Source organism: Bradyrhizobium sp. JR4.1 (genome assembly GCF_040548605.1).
Classification (GTDB): Bacteria; Pseudomonadota; Alphaproteobacteria; order Rhizobiales; family Xanthobacteraceae; genus Bradyrhizobium; species Bradyrhizobium canariense.
The window spans coordinates 76,425-96,761 of record NZ_JBEPRY010000004.1; the positions used below are offsets into that span (position 1 = coordinate 76,425).

Consider the following 20,337-nt stretch of genomic DNA (forward strand, 5'->3'; position numbering starts at 1 on the left):
ATCTGCCCGCGAATGCATGTCCTGTCCGCTACTCATCACTTCGGCGTCCCCATCGCCAGCCGCAGATTGGATTCAGGAATGCGGCGACATTGCCGGCTCGCCAGACCCTGCCGGACTGCGCAACGCGCCGAAGACGACGCCAATGAGAGCGACGATGAGGAGCGGCGATAGTCGTCCCGCCGGAATATACACCGCCGGGCTGAGCAACGGCACCATCCAGATGCCGAGCCCGATCAGCCAGTCGCGAAAGCGTGGAGCATCGATCGATGCGGCAAGCCACAGCACGACGGCGACCGTCAGCAGCGTCGCGTCATAAGGGCCCGAATGCGGGGCCGCCAGCACGGTTGCCGCAAGCAGTACGATCAGCTTGTTGTTGGTGCTGAGCGAGGAGCGAAAGGCCGCGAACGTCGCCGCCGCGCTCGAAAGGATCGCGGCCAGCTGAAGGATGGAGGCCAGCCGCTCCGGCAGGCCCAGCAGCATTGCGCAGGCCCACACGCTGTGACCCCAGATGCGGCCATAGGCGAGCCATTTCGCGTCGGGGTTGACCAGATTGTTGTATGCCTGCGGTATCCACCAAAGCCACAATTCGACGCCAAAAATCATGGCACTTGCAGCCGCCAATGCGAATGCCGAGCATGCAGCAGCGCACAGGCTGCCATAACGGCGCGACCCCACCAGCGCGAGCGGGACGAGCAGGAAGAATTGCGGCTTGAAACTCAGCAGCCCGAGAATTGCCCCGGCCAGGAGCGGTCGTGATCCGAGCAGCCTGACACCCGTGACCAGCAGTGCGGCAACGAGAAAAGCGCATTGTCCATCGGCCAGGTTGAGAGATGCCGATGGCGAGACCAGCACGGCCGCGATGATGTAGGGCGTCAGTTGCGGCTGATCGGCCCGGTTGCGAAGCGCCCAGGCCAGGAAGCCTGCGGTCGCGGCCTGGAATGCGACATAGGAGCCGATGAAGCCAAGCGGCGCGAATGGCAGCAGCAGAACGAGGAAGCCGGGCGGATAGAACCATGGACGGAACTCCAGAGGCACCGTGAGCCATGATGCGAACGACTGGCTGAGATAGGCCGTGAACGCCTCACCGTCGATGACCAGCGCAAGATTGCCGGCGAGCAACGATCTGACGGCGCCGTAAAACACCATCCAGTCGGTGCCGGGCGCGACGTGGTTCAGCCCGATCCAACCGGGATGGGTGAAGGTGGAGATCAGGACGCCCCAGCCGAAGAGCGTTGCGATCGAAAACGCTGGCAGCATCACGAGGGGAATTCCGATCCAGCGGCGCGATACATCGGATATCGGCTGTTGAGCGGACGCGCTCACTTGAGGGCTTCCTTCGAGGACTCCGCTTCCGGCGTCGCCCCGGCCTCTGTGCCGCCGATTCGCACATGGATCACGGCGATGTTGTCGGCGTAGAGCCGCTTCCAGCCCTTGATGTGGTCCAGCACCTGGGCGGCCGGCGCGTCCGCGACCATGAGCGTGGCGTCGATCTTGTACGCGTCGAGCAGCCGCGTCAGGGTGTCGAGCTTCTTGAGCTCCACGGCCTTGAAGACGTCCATGGCGAAGGTTTCGCCGTAGAGCTCGGCGCGGCCGTCGATGAAGACAGGGATGTCGCGCGAGATCAGATAGCCGCCGAACTGGTAGGCGTTGAAGATGCGCTGCGCCTGGCGTTTCTCGAGCAGATCGACGGCAGCGACCGGTGTCTGATCCATCGTGAAGGTGAAGCGGTGATGCGCCATGTAAAGTGAGGTCGAGGTCCAGCCGGCGGCCACGATCATCAGCGCACCGGTTGCGGTGACGTAGCGGGCGGCCCAACTCTCGCCGCCCTGCGTGCCAGGCTGTAGCAGCGCAGTCCGTTCGCCGAGGGGCTTGGCCAGCACCAGCGGTACCAGGAAGGCAAAGGCCTCGATGCTCCTGACGTGGGTGAGCGCCATCCAGGTCAGAAGCAGGATCAGAAGAATACGCGGCGGCGAGAGCGTCAGGCCGCGATACAGCCCGATCGCAATCAGGCCGAACAGCGCGCCTTCGAATGCGTTGAAGGATGCGAAGCTCGCGGGCGACCATTCGGAGATGACCGTCAGCAACTCGCCGAGATTGAGGATGTTGATCGCGCCGAGCAATGTGCGCCAGCCATAGGGCGTGACGCAGCTTGCGGCGAGTGCCGCAACACCGAACAGGAACCAGCGCGACAGCAGCCGGACCTGCTTGCTGGACTCCATGCCCGAGAGCGCCACAAACGACATCGGGCCGATCAGCGCCAGGCCCAGCACGAAGCCGCCATGCAGGTTCGACCACAGCGACATCAGCGGCAGCCAGTACCATGAGGGGGCGCCCTTGCGGTCGGCTGCGGCCATCAACACGCCGACCCACGCGATCATCACGGGCAGCGCCAGCATATGCGGCCGCGCCAGAATGTGGTGCAGCGACAGCAAGATCGCGAACATCGCGAACAGGACCGCGCGCGGAATTTCCAGATGGGCCTCGAGCAGGCTGACCAGGATCGCCGCCGACAATGCGACAGCAAGTGCGGTGAGGATCACCGGGCCGGCCCAATCCCATTGCGCGTAGGAGAGAGCGAACAGCACCTGCGACAGCCATGAGGTCGAAACCCAGGGCGCCCCCGGCCGGGTGAAGGAATAGAAGTCGGTGTAGGGAAGCGCGTGGTGATCGAGGATCCATTGCCCGATCTTGATCTGCCAGAGCGAGTCGGAGTCCTGAAGCAGCGTGTCGCCGACATACAGGAAGAAGAGATAGGCGCCCGCACCGACGCACAGCGGCACCAGCGCTCGCGCACGACTCTGCACCGTGATGCTGTTGGCAAAGGAAAGGGACATGCCGCCTCGTCGTCCTGGTGTTTTGTCGTTGTGCCGAGCGATCGACATGGGACCATGGCGGTCATAATTCCGGGTAAACCGGCGGTGCCGGGCCGGCTTGATGTCTCGACAATTTAACGGATCGTTTTAGATTTCGGTTTACCATCGGCGAATACACGCAAACCGCTCTGTGTTTCCGCAGTCGAATTAACTGCGGCGCAATTCTTTGCCACTACGTTTGGTTCCATGGTCAAGCGGCGCTGGGAAGCCAAAAGGACCAGATCAGTTGTAGCCTCGTGTACTCATTTGGAGCTCTTTATGAAGAACCTCGTTGCGCGTTTCGCGAAAGATGAATCCGGCGCCACCGCCATTGAATACGGTCTGATCGCCGCCGGCATCGCGCTGGCGATCATCACTGTCATCAACAGCCTGGGCACCACGTTGAACGCCAAGTTCACCTCGATCTCGAGCAGCCTCAAGTAAGGCTGGACTCATCGCGAACTGAGAGAGCTCCGTCGTTGACGGGGCTCTTTTTCTTTTGGTCGACGATTTCCTGGTCTGGGACATCGTGAAGCCGTAGCAAGCTTGTAGGACGGCAAAGCGTCCGCCTCAGCTCCAAGAGCGCAGGCGGAAACGTTCCCGCTGTCGAGAACATCGAACATTGAAAGTTGCTGATGGGCACAGCGCTACGCGCGGCCCCCTCGGTAACTTGCCGCCCGTCATTCCGCGAGGCCGGGCTGCCAGACCGCCGACGGCGCAGGCGCGGCAGACGTTTGCCGCGCGCGGCCGTGCCATTCGAGATAGAATTTCGCCGCCCAGATCGACGCTGCGGCGACTGCGATTCCGCCGGCGACGTCGATGATGTAGTGCGCGCCGATCACTGGTGTCGCCGCGATCATCAGCAGATTCAGCGCGGCCGCGATGCCGCCGAGGCCGCGCACCGGCCACAGCGCCCACATGTAGAGCACGGCGGATGCGGCGTGGAAGCTCGGAAACGAGACGATGCCGGCGAGAAAGAACAACCGGAGCTCGTGCAGGCTACCGTCGCGAAGCGCGAGGATGTCGCGCAACTGCCCGGCATAGACCGCGGTGTTGATTTCGGGAAAATGCGCGGCGGACAGCTGCAGCCCCCAATAGGTGCCGATCGCGGGCACGATGGCGGAGATCGCGATGGTGACCGCGAGCGCGAGGCTCATCGCGAGCATGAACAATTGCAGCCGCATATAGCGCGCCGTCAGTGCCAGCACGACGGGAATGCCGAGCAGCGGCAATTTGATCAGCCCGTATCCGCGAGCCAGGCTGTCCGCGAGCCAGGGATGGTCGTTGACGTATCGCGCGATCGGTTCGGGATCGAGGCCGAGTGCACGGTCGATCGCAAGCAGTGCTTGGTCCTGCAGTGGCCAGTTCAGCTTGGCCGCGACATAGCTGAGCGGTCCGACGATGGCGCAAGTGAGAATGATCTGTCCGATCGTTCCGAGCGAAAACAGCAACTTCGGGTCGGCAAGCTCGCCTTTGAGGATGCGGTGGCCATAGGCCAGCGCGAGCAGGAGTGCAGCGACTGCCAGCGTCACGCCGTAGGCGACCGGTTCGAGGCTCAGGCCAGTGAAGGGGAGGCCCAGCGCCAGCAGGCTGCCCATGGCTGCGATGGGAAGCCAGTTCAGGTGGAAGAGCTGCCAGGCGGTCCGGGCGTCCGTGTCGACCATGCTGCACCGAGGTGGGATCGCAATACCGCAGCACAGTCGCGGAGCAGGTTTAAGATGGCGGTAACGATCGTGGTTACCCCTTCACCAAAGCAGTTCGCGAGGTTTTTAGCTGTTCGAGCTCGCGCTTTTCTTGGCGTGACGCTTCATGCATTTGCACCTTGTCATCCCCTCTGAATAGTTGTTCAGTCCTTGCGGGGCGATTTGCGACATCGGTGACGAAGCGTTCGGCCGCAGGGCGTGCGGCCGGCGTGTGGGACAGGAAGCGCGCCATGGTTTATCGGCGGACGCATCAAGTGGTGAAGCGCCTTGCGGCCCGGCGCAGTGCGATACTGGCGGCGGCGCGGGAGGCGGCGGCGGAAGGCGGGATGGCGGCGGTGCAGATTGCGCCGGTCGCGGTTCGCGCCAGCGTCGCTGCGGGTACGGTCTACCGCTACTTCCCCTCCAAGGCCGATTTGATCTCCGAATTGATCGCCGAAGTCTCCCGCGACGAGCTCACGGCGATCCGGCGAGCCGCCGATGCGGCGCCGGGGCCGTCCTCGGCGCTGGCGGCCGCGGTGACCACCGTAGCGGTCCATACCCTGTCGCAGCGCAGGCTCGCCTGGGGCATCCTGGCCGAGCCGGTCGACGTTGATGTCAGCGCTTCGCGCCTCGCCAGCCGGCGCGAGATCGCAGGTGAGATGGCCTCGCGCATCGACGCCGCCGTGCGCGCCGGGCACCTGCCGGCGCAGGACACCGCGCTCGCCGCCACCGCGCTGCTCGGCGCCCTGCACGAAGCCCTGGTCGGACCGCTTGCGCCGGATAATCTCGAAGATCCCGCCAGGATGCGCGATGCCGTGCAGACTGTGACCTTGCTGGCGCTCCGCGCGGTCGGCGTCATGGACGCCCGCGCCAGGGGTCTCGTTGTGCAGCAGACGCTGCTGCCGACCGCGAAAGCGCTGGTTGGGGCCTAAAACGTCCGCCTGATCGACCGAGGGACCTGATCGCGCCCAGGCCATTCCCCGAGTTCGCCTTTGCGAAAAACCCCAGCACATTCGCCGGACCAGCCCGCTACTGTGCATGGGGTTGTTTTCGACATTTTTGTTTGCCGCGTGCTGGCGGACCTAAATATTCGCTTCGCCCTCGGGGCCGACCGAGGCGATGCGCACCATGTTGGTGGTGCCGGGGATGCCGAGCGGCACGCCAGCGACGATGATCACGCGCTGGCCCGCCCGGACGAAGCCGTCGCGGAACGCGATCTGGCCGGCGCGGCTCACCATGTCGTCCTGGTCGCGCGCATCTTCCGCCACCACGCAATGCACGCCCCAGACCACCGACAGCCGGCGTCCCGCAGCGACGTTCGGCGTGATCGCCACGATCGGCGGCTTCGGCCGCTCGCGCGCCACGCGCACGGCGGTCGATCCCGAGCTGGTCCAGCAGATCAGGGCCGGCAGGTCGAGCGTCTCGGCGATCTGCCGCGCGGCGTCCGCGATGGCATCGCCGGCGGTGGCTTCCGGCGCGGGGCGCTGTGCGGTGATGACGGAGCGATAGATCGGGTCGCGCTCGACCTCCTCGCCGATGCGGTTCATGGTCGAGACGGCCTCGACCGGGAATTTGCCGGCCGCCGATTCCGCCGACAGCATGATGGCGTCGGCGCCTTCGTAGACGGCGGTGGCGACGTCGGAGACCTCGGCACGGGTCGGCACCGGCGACTGGATCATCGATTCCAGCATCTGGGTCGCGATCACCACCGGCTTGCCGGCGCGCCGCGCCATGCGCGTCATCTGCTTCTGCAGGCTCGGCACGCGTTCCAGCGGCAGCTCGACGCCGAGGTCGCCGCGCGCCACCATCAGGGCGTCGGAGGCGTCGATGATGTCGGCGAGGCGATCGATCGCCTGCGGCTTCTCGATCTTCGCCATCACCGCGGCGCGGCCGCGGATCATCTTCTTGGCCTCGAGCACGTCGTCGGCGCGCTGCACGAAGGACAGCGCGATCCAGTCGACGCCGGTGACCAGCGCCGCTTCGAGGTCGGCGCGGTCCTTCGGCGTCATTGCCGAGACCGGCAGGTCGGTGTCCGGCAGGCTGACGCCCTTGCGGTCGGACATCCGGCCGCCGACCACGACGCGCGTCACCGCGTGGTCTTTCGAGGTCTCCTCGGCGATCAGGCGCACCTTGCCGTCGTCGAGCAGCAGCGAATGGCCCGGACGCAGCGCGGCCAGGATCTCCGGATGCGGGAGTTGGACGCGGGTTGTGTCACCCGGTGCCTTGTCCGAATCGAGCGTGAAGGTCTGGCCGTTCTGGAGCTGGACCGCGCCTTCGGCGAAGGCACCGAGCCGGAGCTTTGGTCCCTGGAGATCGACCAGAATGCCGATCGGTCTGCCGTAGCTGCTCTCGACGTTGCGGATCGTCGCCACCAGCTCCCGCATCTTGTCATGCGGGGTGTGGCTCATGTTGATGCGGAACAGGTCGGCGCCGGCCTCGAACAGGCGGCGGATCATCGCAAGGTCCGAAGAGGCGGGTCCAAGCGTCGCGAGAATCTTGATACGGCGAAGACGCCTCATGGCTTATTTCCAGACGGGGGCGAGGGAGCGGGCGGGAGGCCAGGCGCGGCGGGGGGCGTACCACCGGGCGGGCCATTGGGCAAACCGGGAACCCCCGGGCCAACCGGGCCGGGCATTCCCGGCACGCGCTGCTGTTTTGACGGCTGCTCGTTGGCATCGGTGAGCTGCACCGTCCAGGCCCGCTGCTCGCCGGTATCGACCTCGAAATAGCCGGTGCGGTCATAGCCCCGTGCAAGGCAATCCTCGGTGCCGCGGATGGTGAACTCCTTGTCGCGCGAGCACATGAAGGCCTGGCCCGACCATTCGCCGCCGCGGTCATAGTCGATGGCGTAGATGTAATAGAAGCGGGCCACCAAGGTTCCCCGCAGCAGGGTCTCGCAGGAACGGGACGAGATGTTCCACCAGCCTTCGGTGGTCCAGCCCTCGGCATCCTTGTAGCCGAGCGCGATGCCGACCCGGCTCGATGTGTTGTTGCAAAGCCGGAAATCGGCGGAGGCCGGGCTGGCCCAGAGGCACAGCAGGCCAACCACCAGCACCGGGACCAACCGGGCGAGCAGGCGAAAGGGGGAGCGGGGAGATTCGGCGATCATTGTCGCGGAAGCTATATCAGATCATTGACGATTTGGCGTAGGGCCTGGGAACTGCCTGAAGCCGGCTTCGCGCCCGTTTGCGCCGCGATATGGCAAAATCTGTGACAGGCCCCCACCTGATCTCGTAAGGGTGACCCCATCCAGGTCACAGCCAATTTCGCAAAGCCGAGGGGATCCAGCCATGGCAATCGACGACAAAACCAGAACGGAGCTCGAGGCTGCCGCTTTCCGGCGCCTGGTCGATCATTTGAAGACGCGGACAGACGTCCAGAATATCGACCTGATGAACCTCGCAGGCTTCTGCCGCAACTGCCTGTCGAACTGGCTTAAGGACGCCGCCGACGCCCAAGGCGTCGCCTTGAGCAAGGACGAGAGCCGGGAAGCCGTCTATGGCATGCCCTACGAGGCCTGGAAGTCGAAATACCAGGGCGCGGCCACGCCTGAGCAGCTCGATGCCATGAAGAAGGTTCATCCGGGGCACTGAACGGCCTCGCCGGCAGCCCGAGATGCGCTGCCCTTGAGTCGCATCACACAACAGCTTTCTTCGACCCGCCGCAGGAAGGTGTGGGCGCGCTGTGGACGAGCGCGATGCTGCCTTGAACGCGAGAGGTCCGAACCCTAAGGGTCTAACCAGCACGCGCGGTGAGGATGCCGGCGTCACCTCGTTTTGCCAGTTCCATTGGGAGTACCAAGATGGCCACCTCCGCCGCCGTCCGCGACGACGAGCCCGCGACGAAATTTGCCAAGGACCAACTCAAGTCCATCATCGAGCGCATCGAGCGGCTGGAGGAAGAGAAGAAGGCGATCTCCGACGACATCCGCGACGTCTTCGCCGAGGCCAAGGGCAACGGCTACGATGTCAAGGCGCTGCGCACCATCGTGCGCATGCGCAAGCAGGACCCGAACGAGCGCGCCGAGGCCGAGACGATTCTCGAGACCTACATGCAGGCGCTGGGGATGATCTGAGCCCGGTGTCGTGTCCTGGCGAAGGCCAGGACCCATTATCCCAGGGAGCAGTTTGGCGAAAATTCGTCGCTTGGTATCCGTACCGCGTGAGCCAGATGGATCACGCGGTACGGATCCTGGCTTTCGCCAGGACGACGACAGAGATTTTGGTAACGGCGCGGCTTATCAGCCTCAGCGCAGCGAAGCCGTCCGCATGACGAAGGACGTCGTCTCGAGCTTGGCGGTGGCGGTGCCCGAGAAACTGTCGCAGGACAGGCCCTGCATCGGATCGTCGGCAAAACCCATTGCGATCACGGATTGCGGCTTGACGAAGTAGGCGCGCATTGCGGCCGTGTCGACCTCGCCCATCAGCGTGACCGACATCGCGCGGCTGGCGCTCGGCGACAGCATCACGATCTTGAGCCAGATGCTTTCGCCCTTGGCTGCGGAGAGCCGGGTCGCGGTTGCGACCATGCCGTCGACGCGCTTGCCGACCACCGTGTTGATCTCGGTCGCGGGCGCAACGTTGCGCGACGCGGCAGTGGGACGGGCGGAGCGCGGGATCGGCGCGGAGGCAGCGACGACATTGGCGCGGTCGACCGGGGAGGCGGACGCCGGCGCGTAGGCCAGGGCCTGATAGGCGGCGCTGGACACGCTCGCGGTCGGCTGCGGATCGGTGGCGGCGGCAAGCGCCTGGCGCGCCTTCAGCGCAGCCACTTGAGCGGGCGTCGCCTGTTGCGGCGTAGCCGGGGCGTCCCAGAAGCCACGGGCATTGATGATGTCGGCGGGGGTCTCGGGCTTCGCGTCAGCAGATTTGCCGGCGGCCGGCTTGTCAGCCACGGCCGCCGGCTTCGACTTGGGCAGCGCGACGATCTGCGCATCGGCCGAGGCGAGCTGAATGGTCGCCGCGACTGACGGCTTGGCGCGCGACGTCGGCACCGGATCGGCCGGCTTGGTCGCGGCGGCGACCACGGTCGGCGCGACAGTCTTCGCGGACGGGGCGGGCGCGCTCTCGTCATCCTCGTCGTTGCTCGTGGCGGCCGGAGCCGGCTTGCCCTTGAACAGGGCGGCAAAGAAATTCGACTTGTTGCCGGAATCCTCGCCGCTGCCGCGCCGCTCGATCTCGGCCTTGGCAAGCTCATAGCCCTTCAGCGGCGTGCCGTCGGTCGGAACATGGACGGTGCGTCCGTCCGGGAAGACCCTGGCGAGCTGGTCATGCGTCATGCGCGGCCAGTGCCGGATGCTGCCGGTGTCCAGATGCACGAAGGGCGAGCCTGAGGTCGGGTAGAAGCCGACGCCGCCGCGCTGGAGGCGCAGGCCGGCGAAGCGGATCTGCTCCAGCGGCACGTTCGGGATGTAGAAGTCCATCGCATGCCCCAGCATGTGCTGGCTGAAGCGCGCCACGCCGGCGGAGCGGCGGCGGAGCATGGCGTTGGTGGCGGGCGAGCGGTAGGAGGAGATGATCTGGATCGGCTGCTTGGCATCGACGTCGCGATAGACTTCCCAGAGGATGTCGAACAGGTGACGGTCCATGACCGTCTCGTCCTGGGTACGCCAGTCGCGCAGGAAGTGGTTGAGCTGCTTCAGCGCCGTTTCGTCGTAGCGTCCGTCACGCTTGAAGGTGACGGTGAGGTCTTCGCCGGAATGGGTGTGGTGGAAGGAGAGCGTCTTGGTCTCGTTGAGCGCGGCGGCGTCATGAACTGAACCCGCGGCAGCAAGCAGCAATACGGCAGCGAGGCCGATCCTGGAACCGGCCTTCACTCCCGCATGGGACAACGACAGCACAGCAAATTGGCGTGCGATTCCAGTCAGCACGTTAGAGCCCACCCAGTCGACGAGCGTTCAAAATGGACTCTCCCGCTAACCCCGTAGCGCGCGAAAGAGGATGAACGCTTTGTTAAAGCGAGAAGGTTAATTCGAGGTTGACCTTCCCGCCCCCAAACCAAGTCAGATCGCGAACCTAACCGGGTGAGTGTGGCAAAAAAACGCCCGCTGCCCGAGGTCAGGTGGAGAATGGTTAACGTTAAGCGACCCCATCCAAAGGATGAGGTCGCTGATTTTATTGCAGAATTTCAGGAAATCAGGCCCTGGGGCGGGCTTGGCTCAGCGGGTGAACACCCGCTGCTGCTGCGGCCGGCGGCCGATCGGGGCCGGCGGCGGGGTCGGCGCTCCGAACAGCCGCTCGAAGAAGTTCGGGCCAGACGAGCCGCCATTGTTGGCCGCCAGCACGCCGTTCGGCAGCGTCGTTGCCGGGCGTGAATAGCTCGGCTGGGAGTGGGCGACGACGTTCTCGAGATCCTTGCCGCGACCGTTCTTCAGGATGTTGATCATGGTCGCGTCGCGGCCATAGACGTCCTTGCGGAATTGCAGCTTGCCGCCCTCGTCCACGAATGCGGTCTGATAGGTGATGTTGACCGGGATCGGGGTCGGGAATTTCAGGTCGATCTCGCTCTTGCCGTACATGCTGCGCACGCGCTCCGGCGTGTACTTCTCGTTCGGCATCGCGATGTTGAGCAGCACCGAGGCGTACTGATCCGGGTTCTGCACGCGCATGCAGCCGTGGCTGAAGGCGCGTTCGTCCCGGGCGAACAGGTTCTTGTCCGGCGTGTCGTGCTGATAGACCAGGAACTTGTTCGGGAAGTTGAAGCGGATGCGGCCGAGCGCATTGGCTTCACCGGGCGGCTGCGAGATGTGGACCGAACCGTCGCGGTTCTGCTCGAGCTTGAGGCCCATGCGCTGGAGCACGGTCGGGTCCTGCTGAAGCGCCGGCAGGTATTCGTTGTAGACGATCGACGGCGGCACGTTCCAGGTCGGATTGACCGTGATGTACTTCATCGTCTCGGTGAGCAGCGGGGTCGCATGTGTGCCGGGCTTGCCGGTGACGACGCGGGTGGTCCAGACCTGCTGGCCGCGCTGCATCACCTTCAGCGTGTAGTCGGGAATGTTGAGGATGACGTAGGCATCGCCCAGCGAGGGAACGCCCAGGTCGCGCGGCAGCCAGCGCCAGCGCTCCATGTTCACCAGCACCACGTCGATCTGCTTGTCGCGCTTCGGGGTGTTGATCGCCTTGACCGTCTTGTCGTCGAGGATGCCGGTCGCCTTGAGCTCGGCGCTGTTCTGGAATTTGCGCACGGCTTCTGCGACTGCCGCGTCATAGCGAGTATCGTTGGCATTCTCGGCGATGCCAAGCTTGGCCCGCAGCTGCGGCACGCGCGGATCTTCAACGACGATTTCAGCCTGCTTCTTGCCGGCCGGCGTGTATTTCAGCGTTGGACCATCGGCGATCTCGATCACCGGGCCGTTGCCCTGGCCGCGGAGCTCCGCGAGCTTCGCCTTCAGCTCCTTGTAGAGCTTCTGCGGCGGATTGTAGCTGTCGAGCGCCGCGGAGGCGTCCGCTGCGGTCGTGACCTTGGCGAGCACCTCGTTCGGATCGACCGGATGCTCGGGGTAGAGGATGTCGCCGCTGACCTGCGACCAGTGCATGCGGCCGCTCTGGGCCTGACGCGCATAGTCGAACATGCTGGCGGTGAGCTTGAGCTCGGCATTGGCGAGCGCATCGGGTGTCGTGGCGGTTGCGAAGTCCGGCAGCGGGTAATCGGCGGGATTGAGACCGTCGGACGCCGCGTCCTTCAGCCGTGCGATCACTCCCTTGGCCGCAGTGGTCAGGCTGCCGGCCTGGGTCCAGACCGGTGCGAAGTCGCGTGCGCCGTAAAACTTCTCGATCGCCGCGCGTTCGTTCTTACGGTCGAAATAGCGCGAAGCGTTGGCGCCGATGATGTCCTTGAGCTTGTCGGCGACCGGCTGGTCGGCCGCGGGAACGTTGCTCGCGGCCTTCACCGGCTCCGAGGCCGGAGCAGCGGCGGTGGCGGGCGCGGCCGGCGTTGGGATCGCCGTGTCGGCCTTGGCAGGTTCGGACTTGGCAGGCTCAGTCTTCGCAGTCTCGCTCTTCGTCGCCTCGGCGGCGGGCGTGGTGGCCACGTCGGAAGGCTTGGTCTCGACCTTGTCCGGCGCGGGAGCGGCTTCGGCCTTCACGGGTTCCTTGACCGGCTCCTTTGCCGAGTCCTGAACCGTGGCGGTGGTGTCGAGCTTGATGTCGGATGCGGTCGGGGGCGGGACGTTTGCGGGTTCGGGGCGCGGGATCGCAGCTTCGATCGCGAGCTCGGCAGCGCTGCTGCGCGCCTGATCCTGCGCCAGGGCCGAGCTGGCCGATACCGTGAGGAAGGTCGCCGCGACCGTCACCAAGACACGGTCAAAGCCTGCACGGTGGTTCAAACAGTCACGCATTGTGTCGCACCCCTCGGGTGAACTGTTCCTCGTGGAACAGCTTCGTTATCGCCTATTGAGTTTCGGCTAAACCGCGCCGGCCTCTCGAAAGTTGCACGCCTGCACGCAACGAATCCTACGCAGACGATATACAGGCCCCGATTTCGCGGCCAGCGCTACCCGGGACAACTCACGACAAACTGACTTCAAGCAAGCCGCTTGGCAACGGATTGTGCGCTTCTGCCACGCGCTTTTCCCTGTGTCTGTCACTTCCAAGTCACGGTCGAGTCACGGTTCACGTCGCAGTCGAATTCCGTCGTCATGCGAACGGCTTACAGTCCTCTCGCGCCGCCCGGACGAACCTCCGTTCGCATCAGGCTCAGTGCGTCTCCTCACCGCTTTTGCCGCCATGGCCGGGAACTCCGGCTTCATCGAGTTTGCGGTAGAGGGTGGACCGGCCGATTTTGAGGCGGCGGGCGACCTCGGACATCTGCCCGCGATAATGCGAGATCGCGAAACGGATGATCTCGTTCTCGATCTCCTCCAGCGGCCGGACGTCGCCGGTCGCGGTCAGCATGGAGAGCGCACCCGCCACGGGTAGCGGCGCGATCGGTATTTCATTACCTGATACGACGGAGGGGGCCGCGATCGGCTCCAGCATCAGCGGCGCGGTCGGAATGTCTGTTCCCGGATGCGGCTGCGAGGCGATCAGGGGGAAGTCGTCAAGGCCAAGCTGGTCGCCGTCGCTCATCACCACGGCGCGGTAGACCGCGTTTTCAAGCTGGCGGATGTTGCCGGGCCAATCGAGCTGGGCGAGGTGCGCAACAGCCTCGCCGCTGATGCCGGTGATGGGGCGGTTCTCCTCCGCGGCAAAGCGGGCCAGGAAATGCCTGAGGAGATGTGGAATGTCCTCGCGCCGGGCGCGCAGCGAGGGGATCGTCAGCGGCAGCACGTGCAGGCGATAGAACAAGTCTTCCCGGAAGTGGCCCTGCTTGACCCGCTCAAGCAGCCTGCGGTTGGTCGCCGAGATGATGCGGACGTCGACCTTCACGGGTTTGCGGCCGCCGACCGCCTCGACCGCGCCTTCCTGGAGCGCGCGAAGCAGCTTGACCTGCGCGCTCAGCGGCAGCTCGCTGACCTCGTCCAGAAACAGCGTGCCGCCATGAGCTTCGACGAACTTGCCGGTGTGGCGTTCGGTGGCGCCGGTAAAGGCACCCTTCTCGTGACCGAACAGGATGGATTCGACGAGGTTGTCGGGGATCGCGCCGCAATTGACCGCCACGAACGGCTTTGCCTTGCGCTCGCCGCTGCCATGAATCGCACGCGCGAACATCTCCTTGCCGACGCCGGACTCGCCCTCGATCAGCACGGGGATCGAGGAGTTTGTTGCTTTCTGCGCCGCGCGCATCACGCCCGCCATCGCCTCGGCGCGGGTGATGATGTCGGAGAAGGTCAGCCGGCCCTCGCGGCTGTGACGGATGCGCTGCAATTCGCCCTTGAGCGCGGACGAATTGAGCGCGTTGCGAAGAGAGACCTGGAGCCGCTCCAGGCCGACCGGCTTGACCACGAAATCGGCCGCGCCCGCGCGCATCGCCGAGATCACATTGTCGATGCCGCCATGGGCCGTCTGCACGATGACGGGGATGCTGAGACCCGCTTCGCGGATTTTCGCCAGCACGCCCATGCCGTCGAGGCCGGGCATCACGAGATCGAGGATGACGCCGTCGATGGCCGCGTCAGGGGCGGTGAGGGCGGCGATCGCGGCGTCGCCGGAGTCCACCACGATCGTCTCATAGCCGCATTTCTGCACCATGTTTTCGACCAGCCGGCGGGCTACAGCGTCGTCGTCGGCGATCAAAATACTGGCAGCCATGGTGTTCCCCGCACGCTACTACTATCTGTCTCGAATCGGGGCACTCTGGCCGAAGCCGATTAACGCACTGTTAAATCCTGATGCCCCCGCCCGCCGTCGCGATTGTTGAACACAGGTTTCCCACACAATGAATTCGCGCTCCAAGTCTGCAGTTAAGAAGTCCGCCGTTGGCAAGCCCGCTCTCCGCAAACCGAACACCAAGAAATCCGCAGCCAAGGTCAAATCCTCCAAGCCGTCGCTCGCCAAGTCTTCACCCGCCAAGCCTGCGAGCAAGACCGGCAAGCTTCCGGAGTGGAACCTCGCCGACCTCTATTCCGGGATCGATGCGCCGGACGTGGCGCGCGATCTCGCAAAGATGGATGCCGATTGCGTCGCGTTCGAGACGGACTACAAGGGCAAGCTCGCAACAGGAACAGCAAAGGAAGATGGCGGAAAATGGCTCGCTGAAGCCGTGCGACGCTATGAGGCGATCGACGACCTTGCCGGCCGGCTCGGCTCGTATGCCGGCCTCGTTCATGCAGGCGACAGCGTGGACCCCAAGATTTCAAAGTTTTACGGCGACGTTTCCGAGCGCCTGACGGCGGCATCGACGCATCTGTTGTTCTTCGCGCTCGAGCTCAATCGAGTCGATGACGATATTTTGAACCGCGCGATGCAGGCCGCCGAGCTCGCGCACTACCGTCCCTGGATCGAGGATCTGCGCAAGGAGAAGCCGTACCAGCTCGACGACAAGCTCGAGCAGCTCTTCCTGGAGAAGGCGCAGACCGGCTATTCCGCCTTCAACCGGCTGTTCGACCAGACCATCTCCGGCCTGCGTTTCAAGGTCGGGTCCAAGGAGCTCGCGATCGAGCCGACGCTCAATCTGTTGCAGGACCGCGACGGCGCCAAGCGCAAGGCCGCAGCAGAGGCGCTCGCAAAGACCTTCAAGGCCAATGAGCGCACCTTTGCGCTGATCACCAACACTCTGGCCAAGGACAAGGACATCTCCGACAGCTGGCGCGGCTTCAAGGACGTGGCGGATTCCCGGCATCTCAACAACCGGGTCGAGCGCGAGGTGGTGGATGCGCTGGTCGCCTCGGTGCGCGCGGCCTATCCAAAATTGTCGCATCGCTACTACGCGCTGAAGGCACGCTGGTTCGGCAGGAAGCGCCTGGCCTATTGGGACCGCAACGCGCCGCTGCCTTTTGCGGCGACGGACGTGATCGGCTGGCCCGATGCGCGGAACATGGTGCTGACCGCCTATCGCGGCTTCTCGCCAAAGATGGCTGACATCGCCGAGCGCTTCTTCACCGACCGCTGGATCGACGCGCCGGTGCGCCCGGGCAAGGCGCCGGGTGCCTTCTCGCATCCGACCACGCCGTCCGCGCACCCCTACGTGCTGATGAACTACCAGGGCAAGCCGCGCGACGTGATGACGCTCGCCCATGAGCTCGGCCACGGCGTGCATCAGGTGCTGGCGGCCAGGAACGGAGCGTTGATGGCGCCGACGCCGCTGACGCTGGCGGAGACGGCAAGCGTCTTCGGCGAGATGCTGACCTTCCGGCGGCTGCTGGCGCAGACCAGGAGCGCAAAGCAGCGCCAGGCGCTGCTCGCCGGCAAGGTCGAGGACATGATCAACACCGTGGTGCGGCAGATCGCGTTCTATTCCTTCGAGCGCGCGGTCCACACCGAACGCAAGAACGGCGAGCTCACCGCGACGCGGCTCGGCGAGATCTGGCTCTCGGTGCAGGGCGAGAGCCTCGGGCCGGCAATCGAGATCAAAGCGGGCTACGAGAACTACTGGATGTACATCCCGCATTTCATCCATTCGCCGTTCTACGTCTACGCCTATGCGTTCGGCGATTGTCTGGTGAACTCGCTCTACGCCGTCTACGAGAACGCGGCCGAAGGCTTTGCCGAACGCTATCTCGACATGCTCGCCGCCGGCGGCACCAAGCATTATTCCGAACTGCTGCGGCCGTTCGGGCTCGACGCCAAGGATCCAAAGTTCTGGGACGGCGGCCTGAGCGTCATCGCCGGCATGATCGACGAACTGGAAGCGATGGGCTGAGCCGAACCGTCTTCAGCGCTGCAGCGGGCAGGTCGGGTCGGCCGTCCGAGTGTCCCGTTGTTCCGACAACGGGGGAGGCGGGTTGTAAAGTTCCCGCCCTGCACATTGAACGTTTGTGCCTGAGGCCAGACTAATTCTTGCAGGCGGGTTCGACCTGCAATGCAATCTATGATTGTTGATTGTCGTGGTGTGCTCGGCCAGGGAGGCGAACATGGCCAGGATCAGTGCCCCAGACCCCAAGGTGGAGCCGCCACGGGCTGTCGAGGAACAGCAGCTGTGGGGGACGCAGCACCGGAAGATCGTCAAGCGCGAGCTCGCAGCCATCAACAACCGCCGCCGCGCCCAGGGCGTGGATCCCGTCGCATACCCTGGCGACGAAAAGGCGATCGACACGGTCGGCCTTGCGCTGTCAGGCGGGGGGATCCGATCCTCCGCAATCTGCCTCGGCGTCCTGCAGGCTTTCAATCACCACGGGCTGATCAAGCACATCGACTATCTGTCGACCGTATCGGGCGGCGGTTACACCGGCTGTTCGTTCACGGCGACCATGACGCGGGCGCAGAATTTCGTCTTCGGAAGCACGCCGACACCCGGAGCCGAGAGCGCCAACGAGATCAGTGACACGCCTGCGGTGGGCCATATCCGGAATTACTCGAACTACCTCGTTCCGGCCGGCGCGCGCGACCTGATCACCGGCGTCGCAATCGTCGTGCGTGGGCTCGTTGCCAATCTGAGCCTGACGCTGCCGGTCGTACTGCTCGTTGCCGTGATCACGATCCTGTCCAACGCCGCACGCTCGTCACTCTATACGACCAATTTCTTCGGGCTGAGCGTCGACGACACCAGCAATCTTGGTCCCCTCTCCGGCCTGGGATTGATGCCTGCCTTCTTTCTTGGCGGCCTTGTTGCCGCCTCGCTGCTTTTGTTGGTCGGGCGCCTTTTCAAAGTCGGGCGGCGCGAGCTTTTTCGCTACCTGGCCGGTCTTGCGTTTGCGCTGGGACTCATCTGCGCGATCGCCAGCTGCCTGAACGTCGATCACTTTGGGCTTTCGCTTGCAGCGCTCCTGCTCGGCCTCGTGCTTTTCTTCGGCTGGGCGGTGCTACGATCGATTTCGTCGACCAAGGGAGGTGAATTCCGCGGCTATCCGTCGACTATCGGCGCGACCTATCTCGTTCTGCTTGCCGCCATCTGCTTCTTCGAATTCCAGCCCTTCATGATCGCCCAGATGTTCGATGTCGCCGACGCCAACACGGTTCAGTCCGGCGGCATCATTGGGGGCGTTGCAATCAAATGGCTCCAATCGCTTGCGGCCATCACTGCGCCGGTTGCGGCGGCCGTCACGCTGTTCCGGCAGCAATTCGCCGACCTGCTGAAGGGCGCCGGCGCCTCGGACCTTGGCTCACGCCTGCTCGCCCATGCGGCGAAAGCAGCCGTGCTTGTCGCGGGACTGGCGCTGCCCTTACTGATCTGGGTCGGATATCTCTATCTTTGCTATTGGGGCATCGCGAACGACAAGACGCTCGACGCCGCCTACCGCCAATATCCCATGATCGAGGAGTGGGGAGCGGCTGGCGTGCAACCCGTGCCGCCCGCGGCCGGTGTTGACGTCAAGGGAAATGTCCAGTTCGACTCGGCGACGCGTAAGCTCTCGGCCGAGATCACCAACGGCGAAGCGAAGGCCGTCGCCTCCAAGCCGGTGGGGCCGATCTCGCACATCCCCGCATGGCTGTTTTCCGTTGCATCATTGCAGTCCCCGAACACATTCACTTGGTCGAAGTACCAGTTCGGCAACAGTGTCAGCTGGCGGATGGTGCTGCTCTACTTCTTGTCGGGCTCGGCCCTGTTCGGCCTGTCGTGGGTTCTCGGGCCGAATGCCAATTCGTTGCACCGGCTCTATCGTGATCGCCTGAGCAAGGCCTTCTTGTTCAATCCGCTCTACTACGCTGACGGGGAGCCGTCGCGGAACATGCCGAGCCTGGACCAGGGGAGGGATTTCCTTCCGCTCGACGAGGAGAAGCTGAGCGGTCTGCTACATCAGATGGTCTACGGCGCTGATCCAGCGGGAGCGATGACGGTCACGACATCGAAAAAAAGCAGCCTGGCCTCGCCATATCCCATCATCAACGCCGCCCTGAACATCCAGGGATCCGATTTCGCCAATCGGCGGGGACGGAACGCTGATTTCTTCATATTCTCGCCGCTGCACGTCGGCAGCGAGGCCACCGGCTATGCGAATACACCGGCATTCGAGAAGGTCGCGCCGGGCCTCGATCTTGCGACCGCGATGGCGATCTCCGGGGCCGCCGCTTCGTCGAACATGGGCTCGGGGTCGATCCGCTCGCTGACCCCGACCCTGGCGCTCCTCAACGTGCGCCTCGGGTACTGGTTGAAAAACCCGCGCTGGGTCTCGACAAAGGACAAGCCGCAGCACCACTCGACCCCTTTGTTTCTATGGTCTGAGATCTCGGGCCGGCTTTACGAGAATGCCGATGCGGTCTACCTGACGGACGGCGGACACATCGAGAATCTCGGCGTCTACGAGTTGTTGCGACGACGCTGCAAGGTGATCATCGCGGTTGACGCGGAAGCCGATGCGCCGATGAATTTCTCATCCTTGGTGACGCTGCAGCGCTATGCGCGCATTGATCTCGGGATCATCATCGACCTGCCGTGGACGCCGATCCGCAACACGACGCTCGAGTGGATGAAGTGCAACGCCACCAAATCCCCGGCCGCGGCCCGGCGCGCGGCGAGCGGACCGCACATGGCGGTCGGCACCATCGACTACGGCTCGGGGGAAAAGGGGCACCTCGTGTACATCAAATCGTCCCTGACCGGAGACGAGAACGACTACATCCGCGACTATGCACGCCGCAACGACACCTTCCCGCACGAAACCACCGGTGACCAGTTCTTCTCGGAGGAGCAGTTCGAGGTCTACCGCGCGCTGGGTTTCCACATGACCCACGGTTTTCTCACCGAGGATGCCGGCGCGGATGCGATCGTCGTCAACGTTCCGGGAGAACGCTGTGCAAAGCGAAACTTCTGCGACAGCAAGGTGGAGCCGATCGGCGCAGTCCGCCGTGCGCTCGGCCTGCGCTGAGAGGCCTTCGGTTCGTGGCACCGGAGACCGCCTCCAACGGGCGGACCACCGGTCTGAGCGGGATTCCGCCAATCGGAATTCCAAATGACCCGATTTGCCGGGAAACCGCGCCTCCGTGCCGTTGCCCTGCCCGAAAGTTTGCGGTATCCCAGCCATGAAATTCGACTTTCGACTGGGGACAATTCATGGCTGACCATAGCGAAGTGGCGTACAGCACCGCCGACGGCAACGACTACGTTGCCCACGAGCAGACCTACGAGGGCTTCATCAAGCTGGTGAAGTACGGCACGGTCTCGGTCGCGCTTATCGTGATCCTGATGGCGATCTTTCTGACCTGATCCATCGCCTGCAGCACCGCCAGCGTCGTCGGTGCCCATAAAATTTGCAATCAAGCCGGATTGAAAACCGGTATCCAACGTTGCGGGAGTAACGCTAAGTTCGCGTGCGCGCTCTTTCCCGC

The 20,337-nt window shown here is 64.3% G+C and carries 16 protein-coding genes; 7 read left to right on the forward strand and 9 right to left on the reverse strand.

Annotation, left to right across the window (positions count from 1 at the left end):
• Positions 1-72: 72 nt before the first annotated feature.
• Both ABIB90_RS11860 and ABIB90_RS11865 read right to left on the reverse strand, forming a co-directional pair.
• Positions 73-1,323 (reverse strand): glycosyltransferase family 87 protein, encoded by a 1,251-nt coding sequence (locus tag ABIB90_RS11860; protein WP_354200701.1) that lies wholly within the window; start codon positions 1,321-1,323, stop codon positions 73-75.
• Entirely contained in the window at positions 1,320-2,834 is a 1,515-nt protein-coding gene (locus ABIB90_RS11865; protein ID WP_354200702.1) for a hypothetical protein, read from the reverse strand. The genes ABIB90_RS11860 and ABIB90_RS11865 overlap by 4 nt, the downstream gene beginning before the upstream one ends.
• Positions 2,835-3,131: 297 nt before the next feature.
• Between ABIB90_RS11865 and ABIB90_RS11870 the strand changes: the two genes are divergently transcribed.
• Positions 3,132-3,296, forward strand: coding sequence for a Flp family type IVb pilin (locus tag ABIB90_RS11870; protein ID WP_007596297.1), 165 nt, complete (start codon positions 3,132-3,134; stop codon positions 3,294-3,296).
• 236 nt (positions 3,297-3,532) lie between these two features.
• Here ABIB90_RS11870 and ABIB90_RS11875 read toward each other — a convergent pair whose 3' ends face one another.
• Together ABIB90_RS11875 and ABIB90_RS11880 are read right to left on the reverse strand one after the other, a co-directional pair.
• On the reverse strand, positions 3,533-4,516 hold the full coding sequence (locus ABIB90_RS11875; RefSeq protein WP_219681697.1) for a phosphatase PAP2 family protein: 984 nt from the start codon (positions 4,514-4,516) through the stop codon (positions 3,533-3,535).
• Between the two features lie 73 nt (positions 4,517-4,589).
• Positions 4,590-4,787, reverse strand: coding sequence for a hypothetical protein (locus ABIB90_RS11880; RefSeq protein WP_354200703.1), 198 nt, complete (start codon positions 4,785-4,787; stop codon positions 4,590-4,592).
• Here ABIB90_RS11880 and ABIB90_RS11885 point away from each other — a divergent pair.
• Complete coding sequence (locus ABIB90_RS11885; protein WP_007596290.1) at positions 4,786-5,466, forward strand: TetR/AcrR family transcriptional regulator; 681 nt, start codon at positions 4,786-4,788, stop codon at positions 5,464-5,466. The genes ABIB90_RS11880 and ABIB90_RS11885 overlap by 2 nt on opposite strands.
• A gap of 150 nt (positions 5,467-5,616) precedes the next feature.
• Here ABIB90_RS11885 and pyk read toward each other — a convergent pair whose 3' ends face one another.
• Both pyk and ABIB90_RS11895 read right to left on the reverse strand, forming a co-directional pair.
• Positions 5,617-7,053: a pyruvate kinase gene (pyk, locus tag ABIB90_RS11890; protein WP_007596289.1), complete on the reverse strand. Its 1,437-nt coding sequence runs from the start codon at positions 7,051-7,053 to the stop codon at positions 5,617-5,619.
• Positions 7,050-7,643 carry a DUF1036 domain-containing protein gene (locus ABIB90_RS11895; RefSeq protein ID WP_007596288.1) on the reverse strand — a complete coding sequence of 198 codons (594 nt, stop codon included), beginning with the start codon at positions 7,641-7,643 and terminating at the stop codon, positions 7,050-7,052. Before ABIB90_RS11895 ends, pyk begins: the two co-directional genes overlap by 4 nt.
• Positions 7,644-7,824: 181 nt before the next feature.
• On the opposite strand from ABIB90_RS11895, the gene ABIB90_RS11900 reads away from it, so the two are divergent.
• Together ABIB90_RS11900 and ABIB90_RS11905 are read left to right on the forward strand one after the other, a co-directional pair.
• Positions 7,825-8,127 carry a DUF1244 domain-containing protein gene (locus ABIB90_RS11900; RefSeq protein ID WP_007596287.1) on the forward strand — a complete coding sequence of 101 codons (303 nt, stop codon included), beginning with the start codon at positions 7,825-7,827 and terminating at the stop codon, positions 8,125-8,127.
• Between the two features lie 209 nt (positions 8,128-8,336).
• Positions 8,337-8,609, forward strand: a complete 273-nt coding sequence (locus tag ABIB90_RS11905) for a DUF2312 domain-containing protein (RefSeq protein ID WP_007596286.1) — start codon at positions 8,337-8,339, stop codon at positions 8,607-8,609.
• 171 nt (positions 8,610-8,780) lie between these two features.
• Here ABIB90_RS11905 and ABIB90_RS11910 read toward each other — a convergent pair whose 3' ends face one another.
• The 3 genes from ABIB90_RS11910 to ABIB90_RS11920 all read right to left on the reverse strand — a co-directional run bounded on the left by ABIB90_RS11910 (position 8,781) and on the right by ABIB90_RS11920 (position 14,724).
• Complete coding sequence (locus ABIB90_RS11910) at positions 8,781-10,403, reverse strand: peptidoglycan L,D-endopeptidase MepK (protein ID WP_354200704.1); 1,623 nt, start codon at positions 10,401-10,403, stop codon at positions 8,781-8,783.
• A gap of 288 nt (positions 10,404-10,691) precedes the next feature.
• Positions 10,692-12,872, reverse strand: a complete 2,181-nt coding sequence (locus ABIB90_RS11915) for a L,D-transpeptidase scaffold domain-containing protein (RefSeq protein WP_354168074.1) — start codon at positions 12,870-12,872, stop codon at positions 10,692-10,694.
• Between the two features lie 358 nt (positions 12,873-13,230).
• The gene (locus ABIB90_RS11920) at positions 13,231-14,724 is read right to left on the reverse strand and encodes a sigma-54-dependent transcriptional regulator (protein ID WP_354168076.1); all 1,494 of its coding nucleotides are present in this window, start codon (positions 14,722-14,724) and stop codon (positions 13,231-13,233) included.
• Positions 14,725-14,851: 127 nt separating this feature from the next.
• Between ABIB90_RS11920 and ABIB90_RS11925 the strand changes: the two genes are divergently transcribed.
• The 3 genes from ABIB90_RS11925 to ABIB90_RS11935 all read left to right on the forward strand — a co-directional run bounded on the left by ABIB90_RS11925 (position 14,852) and on the right by ABIB90_RS11935 (position 20,215).
• On the forward strand, positions 14,852-16,774 hold the full coding sequence (locus ABIB90_RS11925; protein WP_354200705.1) for a M3 family oligoendopeptidase: 1,923 nt from the start codon (positions 14,852-14,854) through the stop codon (positions 16,772-16,774).
• A 211-nt stretch (positions 16,775-16,985) separates the two neighbouring features.
• Complete coding sequence (locus ABIB90_RS11930) at positions 16,986-19,877, forward strand: patatin-like phospholipase domain-containing protein (protein ID WP_354200706.1); 2,892 nt, start codon at positions 16,986-16,988, stop codon at positions 19,875-19,877.
• Between the two features lie 185 nt (positions 19,878-20,062).
• Positions 20,063-20,215, forward strand: a complete 153-nt coding sequence (locus ABIB90_RS11935) for an aa3-type cytochrome c oxidase subunit IV (protein ID WP_007596280.1) — start codon at positions 20,063-20,065, stop codon at positions 20,213-20,215.
• The last annotated feature ends 122 nt before the right edge of the window (positions 20,216-20,337 follow it).

Bases quoted from the DNA above. Each gene is read 5' to 3' on its own strand.
- ABIB90_RS11865 (WP_354200702.1), bottom strand. From the start codon at position 2,834: ATGTCCCTTTCCTTTGCCAACAGCATCACGGTGCAGAGTCGTGCGCGA.
- ABIB90_RS11870 (WP_007596297.1), top strand. From the start codon at position 3,132: ATGAAGAACCTCGTTGCGCGTTTCGCGAAAGATGAATCCGGCGCCACC.
- ABIB90_RS11875 (WP_219681697.1), bottom strand. From the start codon at position 4,516: ATGGTCGACACGGACGCCCGGACCGCCTGGCAGCTCTTCCACCTGAAC.
- ABIB90_RS11885 (WP_007596290.1), top strand. From the start codon at position 4,786: ATGGTTTATCGGCGGACGCATCAAGTGGTGAAGCGCCTTGCGGCCCGG.
- ABIB90_RS11880 (WP_354200703.1), bottom strand. From the start codon at position 4,787: ATGGCGCGCTTCCTGTCCCACACGCCGGCCGCACGCCCTGCGGCCGAA.
- pyk (WP_007596289.1), bottom strand. From the start codon at position 7,053: ATGAGGCGTCTTCGCCGTATCAAGATTCTCGCGACGCTTGGACCCGCC.
- ABIB90_RS11895 (WP_007596288.1), bottom strand. From the start codon at position 7,643: ATGATCGCCGAATCTCCCCGCTCCCCCTTTCGCCTGCTCGCCCGGTTG.
- ABIB90_RS11900 (WP_007596287.1), top strand. From the start codon at position 7,825: ATGGCAATCGACGACAAAACCAGAACGGAGCTCGAGGCTGCCGCTTTC.
- ABIB90_RS11905 (WP_007596286.1), top strand. From the start codon at position 8,337: ATGGCCACCTCCGCCGCCGTCCGCGACGACGAGCCCGCGACGAAATTT.
- ABIB90_RS11915 (WP_354168074.1), bottom strand. From the start codon at position 12,872: ATGCGTGACTGTTTGAACCACCGTGCAGGCTTTGACCGTGTCTTGGTG.
- ABIB90_RS11920 (WP_354168076.1), bottom strand. From the start codon at position 14,724: ATGGCTGCCAGTATTTTGATCGCCGACGACGACGCTGTAGCCCGCCGG.
- ABIB90_RS11925 (WP_354200705.1), top strand. From the start codon at position 14,852: ATGAATTCGCGCTCCAAGTCTGCAGTTAAGAAGTCCGCCGTTGGCAAG.
- ABIB90_RS11930 (WP_354200706.1), top strand. From the start codon at position 16,986: ATGGCCAGGATCAGTGCCCCAGACCCCAAGGTGGAGCCGCCACGGGCT.
- ABIB90_RS11935 (WP_007596280.1), top strand. From the start codon at position 20,063: ATGGCTGACCATAGCGAAGTGGCGTACAGCACCGCCGACGGCAACGAC.